Genomic DNA, 19,103 nt, shown 5'->3' on the forward strand with positions numbered 1-19,103 from the left:
CGCGCGCGACCCGGCGCCGCTTCCGCGTCGACAAGCAAAGGCAGCAATTGCGCATCCGCGCGCGATGATCGGAGCGCACGTCCGATCCGGACGATGCGACAATCCGTCACCGTGACCCGCGTACACCCTCCGTGACCTCCCTGCCCCGCTCCGCCGCCTCCCGCGACCTCACCCGCGCGGTGCTGCTGATGGTCGCCAGCACGCTGATGTTCGGCAGCATGGCCGCGACGATCCGGCTCGCGTCCGAGCAGCTGCACGCGTTCGAGATCGCGTTCTTCCGCAACTTCTTCGGCCTCGTGTTTGCGTTGCCGCTGCTGCTACGGCACGGGCCGGACCTGCTCCGCACCTCCAAGCTGCCGCTCTACCTCACGCGCTGCGTGATCGGCATCGTGTCGATGCTGGCCGGGTTCTGGGCCATCGTGCATCTGCCGCTGGCGCAGGCGATTTCCATTTCGTACGCGACACCGCTGTTCGTCACCATCGGCGCGGTGCTGGTGCTGGGCGAGGTGGTGCGCATCCGGCGCTGGACGGCCGTGGTGATCGGCTTCGTCGGCGTGCTCGTGATCGTGCGCCCCGGTGCGGAAACCTTTTCGCTCGCGGCGCTGGTGGCGCTGCTCGCGGCCGCGATGAGCGCGAGCGTGGCGATCAGCATCAAGTTCCTGTCGCGCACCGAGAAGCCCGACGCCATCGTGCTGTTCACGACCCTGCTGTGGGTGCCGATGTCGCTGCTGCCGGCGCTGTTCGTCTGGACCTGGCCCGCCGGCATCGTCTGGCTGTGGATCGTGCTGGCGGGTTTCTTCGGAACCGCAGGTCACATGCTGTGGACGCGCGCGCTGAAACTGGGCGACGCGTCGCTGCTGACGCCGATCAGCTTCCTGCAGGTGCTGGTGGTGTCGGTGTACGGCTGGTTCCTGTTCGACGAAGCGGTCGATCGCTGGACCATGCTCGGCGCCGCGATCATCTTCGGCTCGAACGTCTATATCGCACACCGCGAAGCCCGGCTCGCACGCCATGCCGTCACCGATCCGGACATCGGCGGCGATGCGCAGAGCCCGCGCTAGCCCGCCGCGTCGTCGTCCGCGAGGTCTTCGACCAGGCGCTCGCGCAGGAAACGCAGCGCCGGATCGAGCGTGGCCGGGTCGCGGGCGAGGAACGGGTCGATGGCTTCGCGCCGCACGCGGACCGCGTCGGCGGTGCGGCCCGAATCGCGGTAGACGGCGTACAACTGCGACTGCGCGTTGACGCGGTCGCGTTCCCCGATGTCCAGCGCCAGCAGTGCGCGCAGTGCATCGATCGCCGCTTGCGCGTCGCCGCCGGCGGACAGCAGCCGGGCCAGCAACAGCTGCGCCTCGATCGTCTCCTGGTGCATCGGGCCGAGCACGGCGGTCCGCGCGGCCAGGTTGCTGCGCGCCAGCGCGATGGCCTCGTCGTAGCGCTCCAGCTTGCCGAGCAGGTCGGCAACGTTGCCGGCCGAGCGCAAGGTGTCCTGGTGGTTCGGCCCGAGGACGCGCGCGCGCGCCTCGAAGGCTTCGCGCTGCAGCGGCAGCGCCTGTTCGAAGCGCCCCTCGCGCACCAGCGTGGCGGCGAGATTGTTGATCCAGCGCAGCGTGTCCGGATGGGTGGCGCCCTGCGTGCGCCGCGCGACCGCGACCACGCGTTCGAGCTGCGCGATGGCTTCGTCCGCGCGTCCCATGCGCGACAGCGTCGAGGCAAGGTTGTTCAGCGCGCCCAGGGTCTTCGGATGCTCGTCGCCGTGCAGGCGACGCAGGGTGTCGTACACCTGTTGCTGCAGATCGAGCGCACCGTCGAAATCGTCGAGCGCGCCGCGGATGGCGGCCACGTTGAGCATCGAACCGAGCAGGTCGGGATCGTCCGGCGGCAGCAGGCCGCGACGCACCTCCAGCACGGCTTCGAAGTGATCGCGCGCCTCCTCGCGGCGGCCGGCGCGCACCAGGCTGATGGCAAGATTGTTGCGCACCTTCAGCGCCTGCAGATCGCGTTCGCCGCGCTCGGCCACGATGCGCGCCAGCAGCGCCTCCTGCACCTGCAGCGCCGCGGCGGTTTCGCCCTGGTCGTTGAGCGTCACCGCGTAGGCGGCGGCGATCCGTTCGCGCAGGTCGAGCGGAAGGTCGGCACGATCGGTGGTGCGACGGTAGAGGCCTTCCAGGATCGTGCGGGCGGCGGCAAGGTCGCCGGATTCGCCGAGTGCGGTGCCGAGTTCGGATTCCGCCTGCAGCGTCGGCAGCGCGTCCGGGCCCAACTGTGTCTGGCGCGCGTCGAGCACGGCGCGCCAAAGCTCCGCGGCGCGCGCATAGCCGCCGATCGCCATGTACACCTCGGCCGCGGACGCGCGCAGGTCCGCGGCCACCTGCGGCTGGTCCGCGAAATCGCGATCGATCGATGCCAGTGCTCCCGCCAGCACGAAACGATCGAGCGCGGTGCGCGCAAGATCGCTCGGCGCGATGCGCTGCGTGGCGGCGTCGAACTGCGCCAGCACGGTGTCGCGCTGTGCATCGCGCGCGAGCTGCGTTGCCAATTGCTCGCGCTGCGCGGCAATGAGGCCGGTGCCCATTGCCGCGATGTCGATGCCCTTGAGCGTCGCCTGCTGGAACGCAACGACCTGCTCCAGTTCGCGCCCGCGCGCCTCGGCCACGCGACGCTGCGCATCGGCCTGCCACAGGCCGTAGAGCGACAACGCGAGGCCGGCAAGCAGCGCCGCCAGCGCCACACCGGCTGTGGCGATGCCCAGCCGGTTGCGCCGCACGAATTTGCCGAGCACGTACCGCCGACTCGCGGGCGCGGCCGCGACCGGATATCCGTCGAGATAGCAGCGCAGGTCGGCCGCGAACGCCGCCGCGCTGTCGTAGCGCGCGTCGCGTTCGGGGGCGATGGCCTTGAGCGCGATCCAGTCCAGATCGTCGCGCAGGTTGCGCCGCAGGCTCGGCAGGCTCAGTCCCTGGCGCTGCGCCACGCCCGCGGCGCGCTCGCGCAGCGTGTCGAGCGCGCGCGACGGCGGCCGCAGCGTGGTGGCCGCATCGTGGCCGCCGACGCCGCCGGGTCGCAGGCCGGTCAGCAGTTCGTACAGGATCACGCCGAGCGCGTAGACGTCGCTGCGAAGATCCACCGCGGCGGCCGACACGCCGGCCTGTTCCGGGCTCATGTAGTCCGGCGTGCCGACGATTTCGCTGCCGCTGCCGGCCGCGAGCGAGCGCGTGGTGGCGGTGGCGATGCCGAAATCGATGATGCGCGGCAGCGCACGCCCGTCGACGGTGGAGACGAGGATGTTGGCCGGCTTCAGATCGCGGTGGATGATGCCCTTCTGGTGCGCGTGCTGCACGCCCTCGCACACGCGGATCAGCAGCTCCAGGCGTGCGCGCAGCGTCAGGCGATGCAGCTCGCAGTACCGCAGCAGCGAGTCGCCCTCGATGAACTCCATCGCGAAGTACGGCGCGCCGTCGTCGTCGGTGCCGGCGTCGAAGATCTGCGCGATGGCCGGGTGCTGCATCTGCGCGAGCACCTGGCGCTCGATCTCGAACCAGGCGAGCTGGCGCGCATCCAGGCGCCGCAGCCGCAGCCGCTTGAGTGCCACCGTGCGACGCACCGGTTCGAGCTGCTCCGCACGGTAGACCTCGCCCATGCCGCCGCTGCCGAGCACGGCCGCGATGCGGAAGTGGCCGATGCGATCGCCCGGCAGGATGCGTTCGTCGCCGTCCGGCGGCGCTGTCGCCGGCCCGGCGCGGGTGTTCAGGCGCTGGGTGGGATCCAGCGCGTCGTCGGACGCGGTCATCGTCCCCTCCCCCTGTGGTCGGAACCGCCACATTATCCGCCCGGACGCCCCCGGAAACCGCCGCCCGGGCCGGCCCGGGGCACTTTTTCGCTAAACTGCCGCGGCACCCCGCCGGCCCTCCGATGACCGCTCCGACCGACCGCGACACCACCCAGCGCACGCAGATCAGCCCGGGCCCCGACGCGCCCGCGCCGCATTCGGCCTGCGTGGTGGTGATCCACGGCGAAGGCCTGGGCAAGCGCGCGGACATTTCGACCGATCCGCTGGTGGTGGGCCGCTCGCACGAGGCCGATCTCTACATCCCGCATCCGAGCGTCTCGCGCCAGCATTGCGCCGTGTGGCACGAGCACGGGCGCTACCGCATCCGCGATCTGGGCTCGACCAACCGCACCCGCGTCAACGAGCGTGTGATCGATGTCAGCGATCTTGCCGATGGCGACCACGTCACGGTCGGCGAGTCGATCCTCAAGTTCATCAGTCACGCCAGCGTCGAAGCGCGCTACCACGAGGAAGTGCACCAGCTCGCGAGCCACGATTCGCTCACCGATTTCAGCAACCGGCGGCATTTCCTCGAACTGCTGGAGAAGGAGATCGCGCGCGCCGAGCACCAGCGCCGCGCGCTGTCGCTCGCGATTCTCGATGTCGATCACTTCAAGCGCATCAACGACCGCCACGGCCATCCCGGCGGCGACGTGGTGCTGCGCCAGATCGCGGCGCTGGTGCGTTCGCAGCTGCGTGCAGACGAACTGGTGGGCCGCATCGGCGGCGAGGAGTTCGCAATCGTCTATCCCGACGCCGATCCCGCCGCCGTGCGCATCCGCTGCGAGGCGCTGCGCGAAACCGTGGCACGCAGTTCGGTGAGCGTGGGTGACAGCGCGATGCAGATGACGGTGAGCATCGGCATCGCGCATCTGGGTCCCGCGTGCCCCGACCGTTCCAGCCTGATGCGCGCGGCCGATGCGGCGCTGTACCGGGCCAAGGAGACGGGTCGCAACCGCATCTGCGTCGCGGGCGACGGCGACTGACCGCAGACCCGCACCCCGCAGCGCGTATGCTGCGCCGACTTCCGCCGACGGACCCGCCCGATGCACCCGAACGCACAGCTGATCGAGACCTTCTACCGCGCGTTCCAGCGGCGCGATGCCGAGGCGATGGCGGCGTGTTACGCGACGGATGTGGTGTTCGAGGATCCCGCGTTCGGCGAATTGCGCGGCGCGGACGCAGGCGACATGTGGCGGATGCTGTGCGCGCGAGCGAAGGATCTCGACGTGCGGTTCTCGGCGGTGCAGGCAGACGACACTGCCGGACGCGCGCACTGGGAGGCGGACTACCTGTTTGCGCGGACCGGACGCCCGGTGCATAACCGCATCGACGCGACGTTCCGCTTCCGCGACGGGTTGATCGTGGAGCATCGCGACCGGTTCGATCTGTGGGCGTGGTCGCGCCAGGCACTCGGACTGCCGGGCCTGCTGCTCGGGTGGTCACCGCTGGTGCGCAACACGGTGCGTGCGCAGGCGCGCAGCGGGCTGACGCAGTTCCAGTCGAAGCGCTGACTGCGTTTCCTGTCCCGTCGGGTGCGTTTCGCTCCCCGCCGGGTGCATCTCTTTCTCCGCCGAGTGCGTGTCCTTTTCCGCCGGTTGCATCTCCTTCTCCCACCGGGAGAAGGTGCCGAAGGCGGATGAGGGAGGCGCACCGCAGGTGCACCGCGCGCTCGGACGAGCGCTGTTGCCTTCAGGGTCCGAGTGGCGTGTGGGGCCCATCCCGCATCCGCCCCGCGTTCGGCCGGCGGTAGCCGCCTCACCCTTCTCCCGATGGGATAAGGAACAGCCGCTCGCTGGAGCCTTTGATGCCTTCGAAGTTACGAGGCTCGTCCCTCATCCGCCCTGCGTTCGGCCGGCGGTAGCCGCCTCACCGTTCTCCCGGCGGGAGAAGGAAGGGCCACTCGCTGAAGCCTTCGCAAGCTGCGTGGTCGCGCGGGGTCAGCGCTCAGGCGCTGGCCGGCAGCCTGCCGTAGGTGTTCGCCACGTAATCGTCGATCAGCGCCACGAACTCCTGCGCGATGTTCTCGCCGCGCAGCGTCACCGCCTTCTTACCGTCGATGAACACCGGCGCGGCCGGCGCCTCCCCGGTGCCGGGCAGCGAGATGCCGATGTTGGCGTGGCGCGATTCGCCCGGGCCGTTGACGATGCAGCCCATCACCGCGAGCGTGAGGTTTTCCGCGCCCGGATGCGTGATCTTCCACTCCGGCATCTTTCCGCGCACGTGCTCCTGCACCACTTTCGCGAGCTCCTGGAAGAACTCGGACGTGGTGCGACCGCAACCCGGGCACGCGGTCACCAGCGGCGTGAACGCGCGCAGGCCCATCGTCTGCAGCAGCTCCTGCGCCACGATGACTTCCTGCGTGCGCGACTGCCCCGGCTCGGGCGTGAGCGAGATGCGGATCGTGTCGCCGATGCCTTCCTGCAGCAGCACGGCGAGCGCCGCGCTCGATGCCACGATGCCCTTGCTGCCCATGCCCGCCTCGGTCAGGCCCAGGTGCAGCGCGTAGTCGCAGCGCGCGGCCAGGTTCCGATAGACGGCGATCAGGTCCTGCACCCCGCTGACCTTGCACGAGAGCACGATGCGTTCGGGTGCAAGGCCAATCTCCACCGCACGCGCGGCCGAGTCGAGCGCGGAACGGATCAGCGCCTCGCGCAGCACCGCGGCCGCGTCCCACGGTTCGGCGCGCGCGGCGTTTTCGTCCATCAGGCGCGCGGCCAGTTCCTGGTCGAGCGAACCCCAGTTGGCGCCGATGCGCACGGGCTTGTCGTGCCTGATCGCAAGCTCGATCAGCGTTGCGAATTGCGTGTCGCGCTTGCGTCCGAAACCGACGTTGCCGGGGTTGATGCGGTACTTGGCCAGCGCCACGGCGGCGGCTGGTTCCTGCGTCAGCAGGGTGTGGCCGTTGTAGTGGAAGTCGCCGATCAGCGGCACGTCCACGCCCATGAGATCGAGCTTGTCGCGGATGCGCGGCACGGCCGCGGCGGCCTCGGCGGTGTTGACCGTGATGCGCACGAGCTCGGAACCCGCGCGCCACAGTTCGGCCACCTGTTTCGTGGTGGAGGCGACGTCGGCGGTGTCGGTGTTGGTCATCGACTGCACCACCACCGGCGCGTCGCCGCCGACCGCGATGCGCCCCACGCGGCCCGCGAGCGAACGCCGGCGTGCGCGCGGCAGCGCCGCGGTCGGAACGGGCGTGCTCATGCGGCGGCGACCGGCTGGGCGGCGAGCAGCAGGTAGTCGCCGGCGTTTTCGAGCACGCGCACATCGTCGCATTCGGAGATCTGCGCTTGGGTTTCCTCGAACTGCTCGGGGTCGGCAGCGCGCGCCACTTCGATGCGGTCGACCTGCGCGTCGAGCACCGACGGTGCAAGGAAATGCATCGCGCCGGCATCCTGCGCGCGCAGTCGATCGATCTGGATGCCGCGCAGTGGGGCGCGCGGCACGCCGTTGGCGTCGAGGCTGCGCAGGCCCACGGCCCAGGCGCGGCGCGCGAGCAGTTCGATGCCGGCATCGACGCCACCCTGCGGGTCGTAGCGCAGCCAGCGGATCACGCCCACCATCCAGATACGCGCCTCGCGCTCGATCAGCGTGTCGCCCGAGAGCGTCGACGTGAGGCCCACGAGTTCGCCGACGCGCGCGCGCACGTGCTCGGCGCGATCCCACGCCAGGCGATAGCCGCCCAGGCTCTGGTCGAGCACGCGTCCGCGTGCGGTGGGGATACGCGCGGCATCAACGCCGGCGTGCGCCCACGCCGCGCGTTCGTCGCTGGTGGCGCCGACACCGCGCACCTCGCGCATGAAGGTATCGAAGTCCAGGCTGCCGGCGAGGTAATAGTGCAGGCCGCTCAGGCCGATCACGGTGTCGAGCGCGTGCACCGCGCCCAGGCGCTGGTGGCCGCGGTCGGCCGCCTGGCCCCACGACTGGCGCAGGCGGCGCAGCAGGTCGGCCGGCGCCACCAGCGTGCGGTTGCGAGCCAGGCGCACGTGCGCGTTGCCCTCGCCGACGCCGTCGAGCGCCGCATCGAGCGCGGTGCGCAGCGACGCCAGATCGATCCACAGCAGGGCTTGGCCGTCGCTGACGCGCTCCTCGGGCAGGTAGCCCGGACCGCGGTCCTCGATCACCGGCACGGCGAAGGAACCGTCGCCGTGGCGCACGGCTTCGAGCGAAAGCATGGCGGCAAGATCGCGCGTGACCGGCCACAGGTCGGCCTGCTCGCGCTGGGTGAAGCGGTACGGGTTGGACAGCGCCAGCAGCAGCGCATGCGAGTACAGCTGCTGCGGCGACAGCGCGGCACGCTCCACCGGTTCGTCGACGGCCTTGTCGGCAAGGCCGGCGCCCTGGGCGAAACGGAACAGCGCGTGCAGCGCGGCCCAGACGCCGTCCTCGGGGGTACGGTAGAGGAAATAGCTCGCCGCCAGATGGCGCGCCGCGTGGTAGATGGCGCGTGCGATGGCCTGCGCCACCTGCCCGCCGCGCATGAACGGGACGCTGCCGGCCGGCGCGCAGGCCTCCACCACCGCGATGCGGTAGCCGAGTGCCAGTTCGCGCTGGAACGCGAGGATCTGTTCGGCGATCTTCTCCTTGGCCGGCGGCAGCGGGAACGAACTGCCCTGCAGCTGGGCGTCGAGCTGCGCGATGGCGTCGATCAGCGAGGGTCGCAGCGCATCGAGCACGGTCAGGCGCTGCAACCCGTCGAGGCGGGTCTCGCGCAACGACGCGAGCGCATCGGCCAGCTGGCGCTGCGTGCCCGCCTGGTTGGCGCGCGGCAGCGCATCCACCCATGCCTTCACGCGCCGCGCATCGGTCGGAAACGACTGCGCATTCGGGGGATGCCGGAGCGGCAACGGATCGCGCAATGACACGTAGGCCTGGTTCATCGCATGCCCGGTCGGAAACTGCCGTCTAGTCTAGCGCGGCGGCGGTGGCCCGCGCCCCGGGTTGACGCGGTGCGTCCATCCCGGGGACGCTGCCGGCAGCCGAACCGGCTGCTGCCCCGAGAGTCCGCCATGCCGCCGTTCGCGTCCACCCTTCTGGTTGCCGCCATGCTCCTGCCTGCCGCTCCTGCCCTCGCCGCCGAACCCGTCCTGGTCATCCACGGCGGCGCCGGCGTGATCCGTGCCGATCTGGATCCGGCGCAGGAGCGCGACGCCCGCGCCGCGCTCGAACGCGCGCTGCGCGCCGGCCATGCGGTGCTTGCCGCCGGCGGTCCCGCGCTCGACGCGGTGCAGGCCGCCATCGTGGTGCTGGAGGACGACCCCTCGTTCAACGCCGGCCACGGCGCCGTCTTCACCCACGACGGCTACAACGAGCTCGACGCCGCGCTGATGGACGGCGCCACGCTGCGCGCCGGCGCCGTGGCCGGGGTGCGGCGCGTGAAGAACCCGATCGCCCTGGCGCGCGCCGTGATGGAACGCTCGCGCCACGTGATGCTGACCGGCGCCGGCGCCGAAGCCTTCGCGCAGGAGGTCGGCACCGAGCTGGTGGACCCGGCCTACTTCCGCACCGAACGGCGCTGGAAGCAACTGCAGAAGGCCTTGCGCGACGAAGCAGGCGGCCAGGCCTACGTCGATACGCCGCCGGCGCAGTACACCGGCACGGTCGGCGCGGTGGCGCTCGATCGTGCCGGACGCCTGGCGGCGGGCACCTCCACCGGCGGCATGACCAACAAGCGCTACGGCCGGGTCGGCGATGCGCCGATCATCGGCGCGGGCACCTACGCGAACGCCGTGTGCGCGGTGTCCGGCACCGGCTGGGGCGAGTTCTACATCCGCACCGCGGCCGCGCACGACATCTGCGCGCGCGTCGCCTACCTGCGCCAGCCCGTCGCCGCGGCGGCGGACGCGGTGATCAATGCCGCCATCCCGAAGCTCGGCGGCGACGGCGGCGCCATCGCGCTGGCGGCCGACGGCAGCATTGCGTTGCCGTTCAACACCGACGGCATGCATCGCGGCTGGATCGGTGCCGATGGCGTGCCGCACGTGGCGATCTTCGCCGACGAAACGCTGCCGCTGCCGGCTGCGGCGGACGCCGCGGAGTAGGCGCACGGCGCCTGCCGTTCGCGCCGCGGCACACTGCGCTCAGCGGAACGGCGGCCCAGCGATCCACGACACCATCGACCAGCGCTCGCCGCGCGTCACCGGCGTCACGCGGTGCACGAGGAACGACGGAAACGCGATCAGCGCGCCCTGCGACCGCGCCGCGCTGTCCCGGCTGACGAGGAATTCCAGGTCGCCGCCGTCGTAGTCGGCGTCGGGCGACAGCTGCACGCTCAGCGACAGCTTGCGTCGCGAGAACGCGCCCGGCCCCAGATCCGCATGCCAGCCGTAGTGCCCGCCATCGGTGTAGCTTGCGATCTGGACGCCTTCGGCAAAAGCCTGCAGCTCGAACGCGTAGGCGGCGTTGAGACGCGTCACGGCCTGGTCCAGCCGCGCGAAGATCCACTCGCTCGCGGGTTCGGGATTGAGGAAACGCACGGTGGAGCGGCGGATCGGATCGGCGGCGTCGGCACGCGCGTCCACCGTGCCCTGCGAGCCCGGATGCGCACGCGCGATCGCGACGATGCGCTCGCACTCCTCCACCGAAAACACCGCCGGCATCGTTGCGACCAGCGACAGATGCTCGCTCTGTGCGCGAATGCCCGGAGGCACCACGCTGGCGCTCGACAATGCGCGCTGCGGCTTCGTCGACACGCTTACGTCCTGGGCAGGGTGACGCCGGTCTGCCCCTGGTACTTGCCGCCGCGGTCGCGGTAGCTGGTGCCGCAGATTTCGTCGGACTCGAAGAACAGCATCTGCGCCACGCCCTCGTTGGCGTAGATCTTCGCCGGCAGCGGCGTGGTGTTGGAAAATTCCAGCGTTACGTGTCCTTCCCACTCCGGTTCCAGCGGCGTCACGTTGACGATGATGCCGCAGCGCGCGTACGTGCTCTTGCCCAGGCACACCACCAGCGTGCTGCGCGGAATGCGGAAGAATTCGACCGTGCGCGCGAGTGCGAAGGAATTGGGCGGAATGATGCAGACCTCGCCGTGCACGTCGACAAAGCTCTTCGGATCGAAGGCCTTGGGATCGACCACGGTGGACGAGATGTTGGTGAAGATCTTGAACTCCGGCGCGCAGCGCACGTCGTAGCCGTAGCTCGACGTGCCGTAGGAAACGATCCTGCCACCCGATGCGTTCTGCTTGACCTGGCCGGGCTCGAACGGCTCGATCATGCGGTGCTCTTCGGCCATGCGGCGGATCCAGTGGTCGGCTTTGATGCTCATGCGGCGGCTCGTGCGGGAACGGGAGTGAGTTTAGCTTGGGCGGGATCGACCGCTCAGGTGTTCTGGACGACGATGTTCGGAAACGCCACCTTCTTGTTGCGCGCCTGCATCGCGAGCCGCCCGGCCGTCTTGCGCGCGATCGCGCGGTAGGTGGCCGACAGCAGCGAGTCCGGCTCCGACGCCACCGTCGGCGCGCCACCGTCGGCGCGTTCGCGGATGCGGATGTCCAGCGGCAGCGAACCGAGCAGGGGCACCGCGTATTGCGCCGCCATGCGTTCCCCGCCGCCGCTGCCGAAAACGTGTTCGGCATGACCGCAGTTCGAACACACGTGGATGGCCATGTTCTCGACGATGCCGAGCACCGGCACCTCGACCTTCTCGAACATCTTCAGCGCCTTCTTCGCATCCAGCAGCGCGATGTCCTGCGGCGTGGTCACGATCAGCGCACCGGACACGGGCACCTTCTGGCACAGCGAGAGGTGGATGTCGCCGGTGCCGGGCGGCATGTCGATCACGAGGTAGTCCAGGTCGCGCCACAGCGTCTGCGTGAGCAGTTGCTGCAACGCCTGCGTCACCATCGGGCCGCGCCAGATCATCGGCGTGTCCTCCTCGATCAGCAGGCCGATCGACATCGCCTGCAGGCCGTGGGCGTCCTTCGGGACGATGTGCTGGCCGTCGTCGGTGTCGGGCTTGCCGCCGATGCCGAGCATGCGCGGGACGCTGGGACCGTGGATGTCCGCATCGAGCACGCCAACGCGCGCGCCCTCGGCCGCAAGCCCGAGCGCCAGATTGACGGCCGTCGTCGATTTGCCGACGCCGCCCTTGCCCGACGCCACCGCGATGATGTTGCGCACCGCCGGCAGCGGCGCGAGGTCCTTCTGTACCCGGTGCGGCACCACGCGCGAGGTCACCGACACCGCCGCCGACGCGATCGCCGGATCCGCGGTGAGCGCGAGTTCGCACAGCTCGGCCAGCGTGGCGTGCCAGCTGGCGGCTGGATATCCCAGCACCACCTCCACCGCGACGCGGTCGCCGTCGACCCCGATGCCGCGCACCGCGCCGCTGGCGACAAGGTCGGCGCCGGTGTGGGGATCGATGACCGTGGCCAGAAGGCTGCGAACGCGTGCTTCCATGAGGCTTTCCATGCGGTGGACGGAGCGGAGCGGACAGCGCGGCCGGGCGACGGTGGTCGCCGCATTCGCAGGCCCGTTTCGATCCGGCCAGTGTAGCGCCTTCGCCCCGGATTGCCGCGCCCGATGCGACGCGAGGGCCGCGCGCCGGCCGCGTTCTGAGATAATCGGCGACCCCCTCGCCGATCGTTCCCCGCATGCCCCACGCCACACCGCCGCTGCTCGTTACCTGTGCCCTGCCCTACGCCAACGGCCCGCTGCACATCGGGCACCTGGTGGGCTATATCCAGGGCGACATCTGGGTGCGGGCGCAGCGCATGTGCGGGCGCGAGACACACTTCGTCTGCGCCGACGACGCGCACGGCACGCCGATCATGCTCGCGGCGGAGAAGGCCGGCATGGCGCCGGAAGAGTTCATCCGCGACATCCAGCGCGGGCACGAGGCCGATTTCAAGGCCTTTCACGTCGATTTCGATTTCTACCACTCCACCCATTCGGACGAAAACCGCGACCTTGCGACGCTGATCTACACGCGCCTGCGCGACGCGACGCACTGGCCGGACACGGTCATCGCCAAGCGCGCGATCACGCAGCTGTACGATCCGGTGCGCGGCATGTTCCTGCCCGACCGCTACGTGAAGGGCGAGTGCCCGAACTGCCACAGCCTCGACCAGTACGGCGACAACTGCGAGGTCTGCGGCAAGGCGTATGCACCCACCGACCTGATCAATCCGCGCTCGGTGGTGTCCGGCGCGGTGCCGGAACTGCGCGAATCGGAGCATTACTTCTTCGAACTGGGCAAGTTCGATGCCTTCCTGCGCGGGTGGCTGGCGCGACCGGGCGTCGCCAACGCCGGCGTGCGCGCCAAGCTCGACGAATGGCTGCAGGGCGGCCTGCGCGACTGGGACATCTCGCGCGATGCGCCGTATTTCGGTTTCCCTATTCCCGACGCGCCGGGCAAGTTCTTCTACGTGTGGCTCGATGCGCCGATCGGGTACCTGGCGAGCTTCAAGGCCTTGTGCGAGAGCGACAAGGCCGCGGCGCTGGGCCTGTCGCCGGAACGCTTCGACGCGCTGCTCGGGCCGGACAACGGCACGGCGATGCACCACTTCATCGGCAAGGACATCATCAACTTCCACGGCCTGTTCTGGCCGGCGATGCTGCGCGGCGCCGGGTTCGTCACGCCGCAGCGCCTGCACGTGAACGGCTATCTGACGGTGAACGGCGCGAAGATGTCGAAGTCGCGCGGCACCTTCGTGATGGCGCGCACCTACCTCGACGCGGGGCTCGACCCGGAGTACCTGCGCTACTACTTCGCGACCAAGACCTCCGGTGGCGTCGACGATCTCGATCTCAATCTCGAGGACTTCGCACAGCGCGTGAACTCGGATCTCGTCGGCAAGTTCGTCAACATCGCGAGCCGGTGTGCGGGCTTCGTCACCAAGCTGTTCGACGGGCGACTGCGCGACGCGCTCGGCGAAGATTCCCTCTCGACGTTCGGCACCTACTCGGCCCTCATCGACTCGGTGAAAAAGTCGTACGAGACCGACGATTTCGCCGCCGCCATCCGGCAGATCATGGGACGCGCCGATGCGATCAACGAAGTGATTCATTCCTTCGAGCCGTGGAAGGTCGCAAAGGACGACGCGCGGCGCGACGAGCTGCACGAATTCTGCACGCTGATGCTCAACTGCTTTCGCGTGCTGGCACGCGCGCTGGAGCCGATCCTTCCCAACGTCGCGGCACGGGTCGACGCGTTTTTTGCGGAGCCTGCGCTTCCCGCAGGATCCGACCGTTTCCTCGCGGTGACCCGGCCGCTGCTCGGTCACACGATCCGTCCGTTCGAGCAGTTGATGACGCGCGTCGACCCGAAACACATCGAGGCGATGATCGAAGCCAGCAAGGCATCCCTTCCCGGCCAGCCCACCGACGCGACGACTCCGAAACGCGCAGCAGCGCCACCCGTCGCGGCCGGCAATGCACGTGCGGCTGCGACACCGGCGAATCCCGAATCCCGACTCCCGAATCCCGGCTTCATCACCATCGACGATTTCGCGAAACTCGATCTGCGCATCGGCCTCGTGCGCGCTTGCGAGTTCGTGGACGGCTCCGACAAGCTGCTGCGTTTCGAACTCGACGCGGGCGAGCTCGGCACGCGCCAGATCTTCTCCGGCATCCGCGAGGCCTACGTCGATCCGTCGGCGCTGGTGGGCCGTCGCGTTGTCTTCGTCGCCAATCTCGCGCCGCGCAAGATGCGTTTCGGCGTCAGCGAGGGCATGATCCTGTCGGCCGGCAGCGGCGGCGCGTCGCTGTTCCTGCTCGATGCCGACGACGGCGCCGGGCCCGGCATGCCGGTGAAGTGATCCCGACGACGCAGCGCGCCGCCGCGCGTCGCGTGCGCCCATGCCAGCCACTTCGCCCACCCTCGCCGACCGCATCGACGACCTGCTGCCGCAGACGCAGTGCGGCCAATGCGGCTTCGGCGGCTGCCGGCCCTACGCAGAAGCGCTGGCACGCGCCGAGACGGACATCAATCGTTGCCCGCCGGGCGGCGTCGCCGGCATCGCCGCGCTCGCGCGGTTGCTGCACAGGCCGATGCGTGCGCTCGATCCGGACTGCGGCGTCGAGCAGCCGACCTCGGTCGCAGTCATCGACGAGGCCGCGTGCATCGGCTGCACCAAATGCATCCAGGCCTGCCCGGTGGACGCCATCGTGGGCGCGTCGCAGCGCATGCACACGGTGATCGCGGCGTTGTGCACGGGGTGCGAGTTGTGTCTGCCGCCGTGTCCGGTGGACTGCATTTCGCTGCATCCGGTCGAGCCCGCAACGCCGGAATGACGGCGTGATCGTCGGGTGCGTCCGGACGAACGGCCCCCTTCCCGCTGCCGCCACCTTCCCCCGCTGCGCGGGAGAAGGACTTCATGCCACACGTTGCCGACACGGCGCAGCTTCCCGCAAACGCGCGTCACGCTGCCGACAGGCGCGGGCCACGCTCGCAGCACGCGGCTCGCGTGGCGGCTTGCCGCGCAACTCCACATGCGACTCGACGACGCCAGGCAAATGCGCTCCTCTCCCGCAACGCGGGGGAGGATGCCGGCAGGCAGGAGGGGGGCAGTCGCGACGCCCCCGCACCGCACTCGAATCGTTACTGCGCCGCCGACCCCACCCGCTCCACCGTGACCCCACGCCGGCCCAGCTGCTGCACCAGCCCGTCCTCGCCGATCAGATGCATCGCGCCGACGATCACCAGATGATCATCCTGCGAGGCAAGCAGGCCCTGCAGCGTCGGCAACCAGCGCTGGTTGCGGTCGCGATTGATCAGTTCGTACATGCGCGGCGTCTTCTGCGCCGTCTCCTCGTTGACGATCTCCTCCATGCCCGCGGCATCGCCGGCGCGCCAGGTGGCGTGCATGCGTTCGATGTCGGCGCGCAGTTCCGCAAGCGGCGCGAGCGCCTCGGACAACATGATTTCCTGTTCGGCCAGCGGTGCCTGGTCGAGGGCGCCAAGCTGTTCGGCGACCGTTTCCAGGCCCGACGCCGGCTTGGCGTCGCGTTTCGCGCGCTGCATGAAATGCTGGTCGAGCCCCTTCGACGGATCCAGCCCGGCGTTCACCATCGCCATCACGGCGATGTTCATGCCCAGGTACCACGGCTCGAACTGGTCGGACGCGGCCATCGCCGCTTCGCTGCCGAGAAATGCCGCCAGTTTCGATTCGGTCTCGTCGGAAATGACGCCGCGCAGGGTGCGGCCGTCGTCGAAACGCGCCATCTCCTGCATGGTCTTCGCCGTGGCCGGCGACTGCATCGCGGACGGGTCCACCTCGAACAGCAGCGCTTCGGCATCGTCGTACGCGGCCTCGACGCTTGCATGCAACGGATAGTCGTCGTCGGTGAGCAGATGGAAGGACCCGAGCAGATACACCGTGCCGGCATCACCGGTCGCCTTCCACAGCAGCGGCACGGGCGGTTCGGCATGCGCGCTTGCGCACACGCCGGCAAGCAGGATCCAGAGCAGACGATGGCGCATCGAAAAATCTCCTAGTGGTTCGTGGCTGCGTAGCGTTTTTCGCCCGCGGTCACGGCAAGATCGAGCCGGTTTTCCGGCGGCGGCAGCGGGCAGGTCGAGTACGCATTGAAGGCGCACGGCGGGTTGACCGCGAGGTTGAAATCGAGCGTGACGCGCCCGTCGGCCGGCGCAGCGGTATCGAGAAAGCGGCCGGCGCCGTAGGTGGCGTCGCGGTTGGTGCGATCGGCGAAGATCAGGAACAGCGTGCCGTCGCCGTTGTCGAGCGCTTCGAGGCGGAATTCGCGCCCGTCCTTCTCGAACACGACGACACCCGGGTTGGGCGTGGGTTCGAGCATGTCCAGGACGTTGGCGATCTCGATGGTCTTGCCGGGCGGATGCGCAATAAAGCGCGCCTCGATCCGCCATGCCGGATCGATCGGGTACGTGTCCACGCCCTTGAACGCGGTGCGTGTCGCGGCGCGTTCGTCGCGCACGCGCAGGCCGAGGCGATCGCCACGCGCGATCAGCTGCATCGTGGCCTTGCCGCCGTCGAACGCGACGACGGTGGGATCGCCGCCGGTGTCGGCGGCCAGTTCGACCTCGCCGTCGATGATGTGGCCATCGACGGTGATGCCGGCGTCGGACGCAGGACGGTAGACGACGGTGGCGCCGGTGCGTTCGACCTCGCCCGCATGCGCGGGGCCGGTGGCAAGCACGATGGCGTTGTCGGGCGCACGGCCGATGCGGTGTGTTCCCGGCTCGATCCAGTGCAGGCCCACGAGCGAGAGCCAGCCCTGCGGTGCGCCGAGACGTTCGACGCGGTCGGCGCGTTGCTGTTCGATGCCGCGGATGTAGGCGGCGTCGTCGGCCGCGCGCGATGCCGCGCCCACGAACAGCAGCGCGGCGGCGAGCAGGATGGTGGTGCTGCGGACATCTGGTTTCATGGGCGGTCTTCGTGGTGGTGTTGCGGAATTCCCCGGACCGCGTCCCGGCTGGGCCGCGACCGGCGGGCGTCGATGGCCTAGCGCCCGCGCAGGAACAGGCGGTCCAGTTCCTGCCGGCTCAACTGCACCCACGTCGGACGACCGTGGTTGCACTGGCCGGAGCGTTCGGTGGTTTCCATGTCGCGCAGCAGCGCGTTCATTTCCGGCAGCGTGAGGCGGCGGTTGGCGCGCACCGAGGCATGGCAGGCCATCGTCGAGAGCAGTGCGTTGCGTTGTTCCTCGATGCGGCGCGTGCTGCCGTGTTCGATGAGATCGGACAGCACGTCGAGCGCGAGGCGGCGTGCGTCGACGCCGTCGAGCAGCGCCGGAATGCCGCGGATCGTGAGGCTCTGCGGACCGCTGCGGTCGATCTCGAAGCCGAGCGCGGCCAGGGCCTCGCGACGCTCCTCCGCGCACTGCGCCTCGCGTTCGCTGACCGCCAGCGTCAGCGGCACCAGCAGCGGCTGCGCGCGGATGCCTTCACCGTCCTGCGCGGTCTTGAGGCGCTCGTAGCTGATGCGCTCGTGCGCGGCGTGCATGTCCACCAGCACGAGGCCGGCGGCGTTTTCGGCCAGCACGAAGATGCCGTGTAGCTGCGCCAGCGCATACCCCAGCGGCGGCGCGCCGTCTCCCGTATCGGCAGGCGCCGGTGCGGTCGCGTCGTTGCGTGCCGCGCCGTACAACGCGGCATAGGCGCCGATCTGTTCGCGCACCGGCAGGCTCATCGATCCCTGCCGCATTGCGTACGGCTGCGGCGCCACCATGCCCGCGAGCGGATGCGCGATGCCTGCGGGGCTGCGCTGCGTGCCTTCGAACGCGGGCGCGTTCGCCGCCGCGGCCGGAACGACGCCGCCGAGCGCCTCGCCGCCGGCGGCGCCGGCGCGCGCACCCGCGAGCGCCTGATGCAGGCTGCGGAACAGGAAATCGTGCACCAGGCGCGAATCGCGGAAACGCACCTCGGTCTTGGCCGGATGCACGTTCACGTCCACGCGCACCGGATCGATGTCCAGGAACAGCACGTAGGCCGGATGGCGGCCGTGGTAGAGCACGTCCGCATACGCCTGCCGCACGGCATGCGTCACCACGCGATCGCGTACGAGGCGACGGTTGACGAAGAAATACTGCTGGTCGGCCTGCGAACGCGCCGTCGTCGGCAGGCCGACCCAGCCGCTCAGGCGCAGGCCGGCCCCGTCGTGCGCGAGCGCGAGGCTCTGCGCCGGAAAGTCCGCGCCGAGTGCCTCGCCGAGGCGGCGCAGGCGCTCGTCGTCGCTGCCCGAGGCGCGGTAGCTGCGCACCTGCTTGCCGTTGTGCGTCACGCGCAGCTCGATGTCCATACGCGCGAGCGCGAACGCGCGCAGCAGCTCCTCGATGTGGCCGAATTCCGTGCGTTCGGCCTTCAGGAACCGGCGCCGCGCCGGCACGTTGTAGAACAGGTCGCGCACTTCGATGGTGGTGCCGGGCGGGTGCTGCGCCGGCTGCGCGGCCTGCAGCTTGCCGCCGTCGGATTCGATGCGCATGGCGTGCGCCTGCGACGCGGGCCGCGAAACGATGGCGAAGTGCGAGACCGACGCCATCGACGGCAGCGCTTCGCCGCGGAAACCCATCGTGGTCACCTGCTCCAGATCGTCGAGCGAGGCGATCTTGCTGGTGGCGTGGCGCGAGAGCGCGAGCGCGAGTTCGTCAGCGGGGATGCCGCTGCCGTCGTCGCGGATACGGATCAGGCGCATGCCGCCTTCTTCGAGTTCGACGTCGATGCGCGTGGCGCCGGCGTCGAGCGCGTTCTCGATCAGTTCCTTGACCGCGGAGGCGGGGCGTTCGACCACTTCGCCGGCGGCGATCTGGTCGATCAGGGTGTCGGGCAAGGTCTGGATCGGCACCGGCTCATCGCATGCGG

General features: G+C 69.8%; 15 protein-coding genes. 6 read left to right on the forward strand and 9 right to left on the reverse strand.

What is annotated here, in order from left to right; genetic code table 11:
* The first annotated feature begins 131 nt into the window (after positions 1-131).
* The gene (locus HNQ52_RS02515) at positions 132-1,061 is read left to right on the forward strand and encodes a DMT family transporter (RefSeq protein ID WP_343059179.1); all 930 of its coding nucleotides are present in this window, start codon (positions 132-134) and stop codon (positions 1,059-1,061) included.
* Here HNQ52_RS02515 and HNQ52_RS02520 read toward each other — a convergent pair.
* The gene (locus HNQ52_RS02520) at positions 1,058-3,787 is read right to left on the reverse strand and encodes a serine/threonine-protein kinase (protein WP_183959471.1); all 2,730 of its coding nucleotides are present in this window, start codon (positions 3,785-3,787) and stop codon (positions 1,058-1,060) included. The two genes, HNQ52_RS02515 and HNQ52_RS02520, sit on opposite strands and share 4 nt — an antisense overlap.
* 122 nt (positions 3,788-3,909) lie before the next feature.
* On the opposite strand from HNQ52_RS02520, the gene HNQ52_RS02525 reads away from it, so the two are divergent.
* Positions 3,910-4,812 carry a GGDEF domain-containing protein gene (locus HNQ52_RS02525; RefSeq protein WP_183959473.1) on the forward strand — a complete coding sequence of 301 codons (903 nt, stop codon included), beginning with the start codon at positions 3,910-3,912 and terminating at the stop codon, positions 4,810-4,812.
* A 60-nt stretch (positions 4,813-4,872) separates the two neighbouring features.
* The gene (locus HNQ52_RS02530) at positions 4,873-5,340 is read left to right on the forward strand and encodes a nuclear transport factor 2 family protein (protein ID WP_183959475.1); all 468 of its coding nucleotides are present in this window, start codon (positions 4,873-4,875) and stop codon (positions 5,338-5,340) included.
* A 433-nt stretch (positions 5,341-5,773) separates the two neighbouring features.
* Here the strand turns inward: HNQ52_RS02530 and ispG are convergent, their stop codons facing one another.
* On the reverse strand, positions 5,774-7,030 hold the full coding sequence (ispG, locus tag HNQ52_RS02535) for a flavodoxin-dependent (E)-4-hydroxy-3-methylbut-2-enyl-diphosphate synthase (RefSeq protein ID WP_183959477.1): 1,257 nt from the start codon (positions 7,028-7,030) through the stop codon (positions 5,774-5,776).
* Positions 7,027-8,706: a hypothetical protein gene (locus tag HNQ52_RS02540; protein WP_183959479.1), complete on the reverse strand. Its 1,680-nt coding sequence runs from the start codon at positions 8,704-8,706 to the stop codon at positions 7,027-7,029. Before HNQ52_RS02540 ends, ispG begins: the two co-directional genes overlap by 4 nt.
* 165 nt (positions 8,707-8,871) lie before the next feature.
* On the opposite strand from HNQ52_RS02540, the gene HNQ52_RS02545 reads away from it, so the two are divergent.
* On the forward strand, positions 8,872-9,867 hold the full coding sequence (locus HNQ52_RS02545; protein ID WP_183959481.1) for an isoaspartyl peptidase/L-asparaginase family protein: 996 nt from the start codon (positions 8,872-8,874) through the stop codon (positions 9,865-9,867).
* Between the two features lie 39 nt (positions 9,868-9,906).
* Here the strand turns inward: HNQ52_RS02545 and HNQ52_RS02550 are convergent, their stop codons facing one another.
* The 3 genes from HNQ52_RS02550 to apbC are packed head-to-tail and all read right to left on the reverse strand — an operon-like array spanning position 9,907 to position 12,235.
* A complete protein-coding gene (locus tag HNQ52_RS02550; RefSeq protein WP_183959483.1) occupies positions 9,907-10,518 on the reverse strand; it encodes a 2OG-Fe(II) oxygenase in 612 nt (203 codons plus the stop codon).
* 2 nt (positions 10,519-10,520) lie between these two features.
* A complete protein-coding gene (gene dcd / locus HNQ52_RS02555; protein WP_183959485.1) occupies positions 10,521-11,090 on the reverse strand; it encodes a dCTP deaminase in 570 nt (189 codons plus the stop codon).
* A gap of 53 nt (positions 11,091-11,143) precedes the next feature.
* A complete protein-coding gene (gene apbC, locus HNQ52_RS02560) occupies positions 11,144-12,235 on the reverse strand; it encodes an iron-sulfur cluster carrier protein ApbC (protein WP_183959487.1) in 1,092 nt (363 codons plus the stop codon).
* Positions 12,236-12,417: 182 nt separating this feature from the next.
* Here apbC and metG point away from each other — a divergent pair, with 182 nt between their 5' ends.
* Both metG and HNQ52_RS02570 read left to right on the forward strand, forming a co-directional pair.
* Positions 12,418-14,583, forward strand: a complete 2,166-nt coding sequence (gene metG / locus HNQ52_RS02565; RefSeq protein WP_183959489.1) for a methionine--tRNA ligase — start codon at positions 12,418-12,420, stop codon at positions 14,581-14,583.
* Positions 14,584-14,623: 40 nt separating this feature from the next.
* Positions 14,624-15,058 (forward strand): RnfABCDGE type electron transport complex subunit B, encoded by a 435-nt coding sequence (locus HNQ52_RS02570; RefSeq protein WP_183959491.1) that lies wholly within the window; start codon positions 14,624-14,626, stop codon positions 15,056-15,058.
* Between the two features lie 307 nt (positions 15,059-15,365).
* On the opposite strand, the gene HNQ52_RS02575 is transcribed toward HNQ52_RS02570, so the two are convergent.
* From HNQ52_RS02575 to mutL, 3 genes are all read right to left on the reverse strand, one after another.
* Positions 15,366-16,247, reverse strand: a complete 882-nt coding sequence (locus HNQ52_RS02575; RefSeq protein WP_183959493.1) for a TraB/GumN family protein — start codon at positions 16,245-16,247, stop codon at positions 15,366-15,368.
* 11 nt (positions 16,248-16,258) lie between these two features.
* Positions 16,259-17,170, reverse strand: coding sequence for a DUF1684 domain-containing protein (locus HNQ52_RS02580; protein ID WP_183959495.1), 912 nt, complete (start codon positions 17,168-17,170; stop codon positions 16,259-16,261).
* Positions 17,171-17,247: 77 nt separating this feature from the next.
* Positions 17,248-19,086, reverse strand: coding sequence for a DNA mismatch repair endonuclease MutL (mutL, locus tag HNQ52_RS02585; RefSeq protein WP_183959497.1), 1,839 nt, complete (start codon positions 19,084-19,086; stop codon positions 17,248-17,250).
* Positions 19,087-19,103: the final 17 nt, after the last annotated feature.

It is taken from the genome of Chiayiivirga flava (assembly GCF_014202825.1).
Classification (GTDB): domain Bacteria; phylum Pseudomonadota; class Gammaproteobacteria; order Xanthomonadales; family Xanthomonadaceae; genus Chiayiivirga; species Chiayiivirga flava.

Coding starts and splice junctions, on each gene's coding strand:
- HNQ52_RS02520 (WP_183959471.1), bottom strand. CDS start 3,787: ATGACCGCGTCCGACGACGCGCTGGATCCCACCCAGCGCCTGAACACC.
- HNQ52_RS02525 (WP_183959473.1), top strand. CDS start 3,910: ATGACCGCTCCGACCGACCGCGACACCACCCAGCGCACGCAGATCAGC.
- HNQ52_RS02530 (WP_183959475.1), top strand. CDS start 4,873: ATGCACCCGAACGCACAGCTGATCGAGACCTTCTACCGCGCGTTCCAG.
- ispG (WP_183959477.1), bottom strand. CDS start 7,030: ATGAGCACGCCCGTTCCGACCGCGGCGCTGCCGCGCGCACGCCGGCGT.
- HNQ52_RS02540 (WP_183959479.1), bottom strand. CDS start 8,706: ATGAACCAGGCCTACGTGTCATTGCGCGATCCGTTGCCGCTCCGGCAT.
- HNQ52_RS02545 (WP_183959481.1), top strand. CDS start 8,872: ATGCTCCTGCCTGCCGCTCCTGCCCTCGCCGCCGAACCCGTCCTGGTC.
- dcd (WP_183959485.1), bottom strand. CDS start 11,090: ATGAGCATCAAAGCCGACCACTGGATCCGCCGCATGGCCGAAGAGCAC.
- apbC (WP_183959487.1), bottom strand. CDS start 12,235: ATGGAAAGCCTCATGGAAGCACGCGTTCGCAGCCTTCTGGCCACGGTC.
- metG (WP_183959489.1), top strand. CDS start 12,418: ATGCCCCACGCCACACCGCCGCTGCTCGTTACCTGTGCCCTGCCCTAC.
- HNQ52_RS02570 (WP_183959491.1), top strand. CDS start 14,624: ATGCCAGCCACTTCGCCCACCCTCGCCGACCGCATCGACGACCTGCTG.
- HNQ52_RS02575 (WP_183959493.1), bottom strand. CDS start 16,247: ATGCGCCATCGTCTGCTCTGGATCCTGCTTGCCGGCGTGTGCGCAAGC.
- HNQ52_RS02580 (WP_183959495.1), bottom strand. CDS start 17,170: ATGAAACCAGATGTCCGCAGCACCACCATCCTGCTCGCCGCCGCGCTG.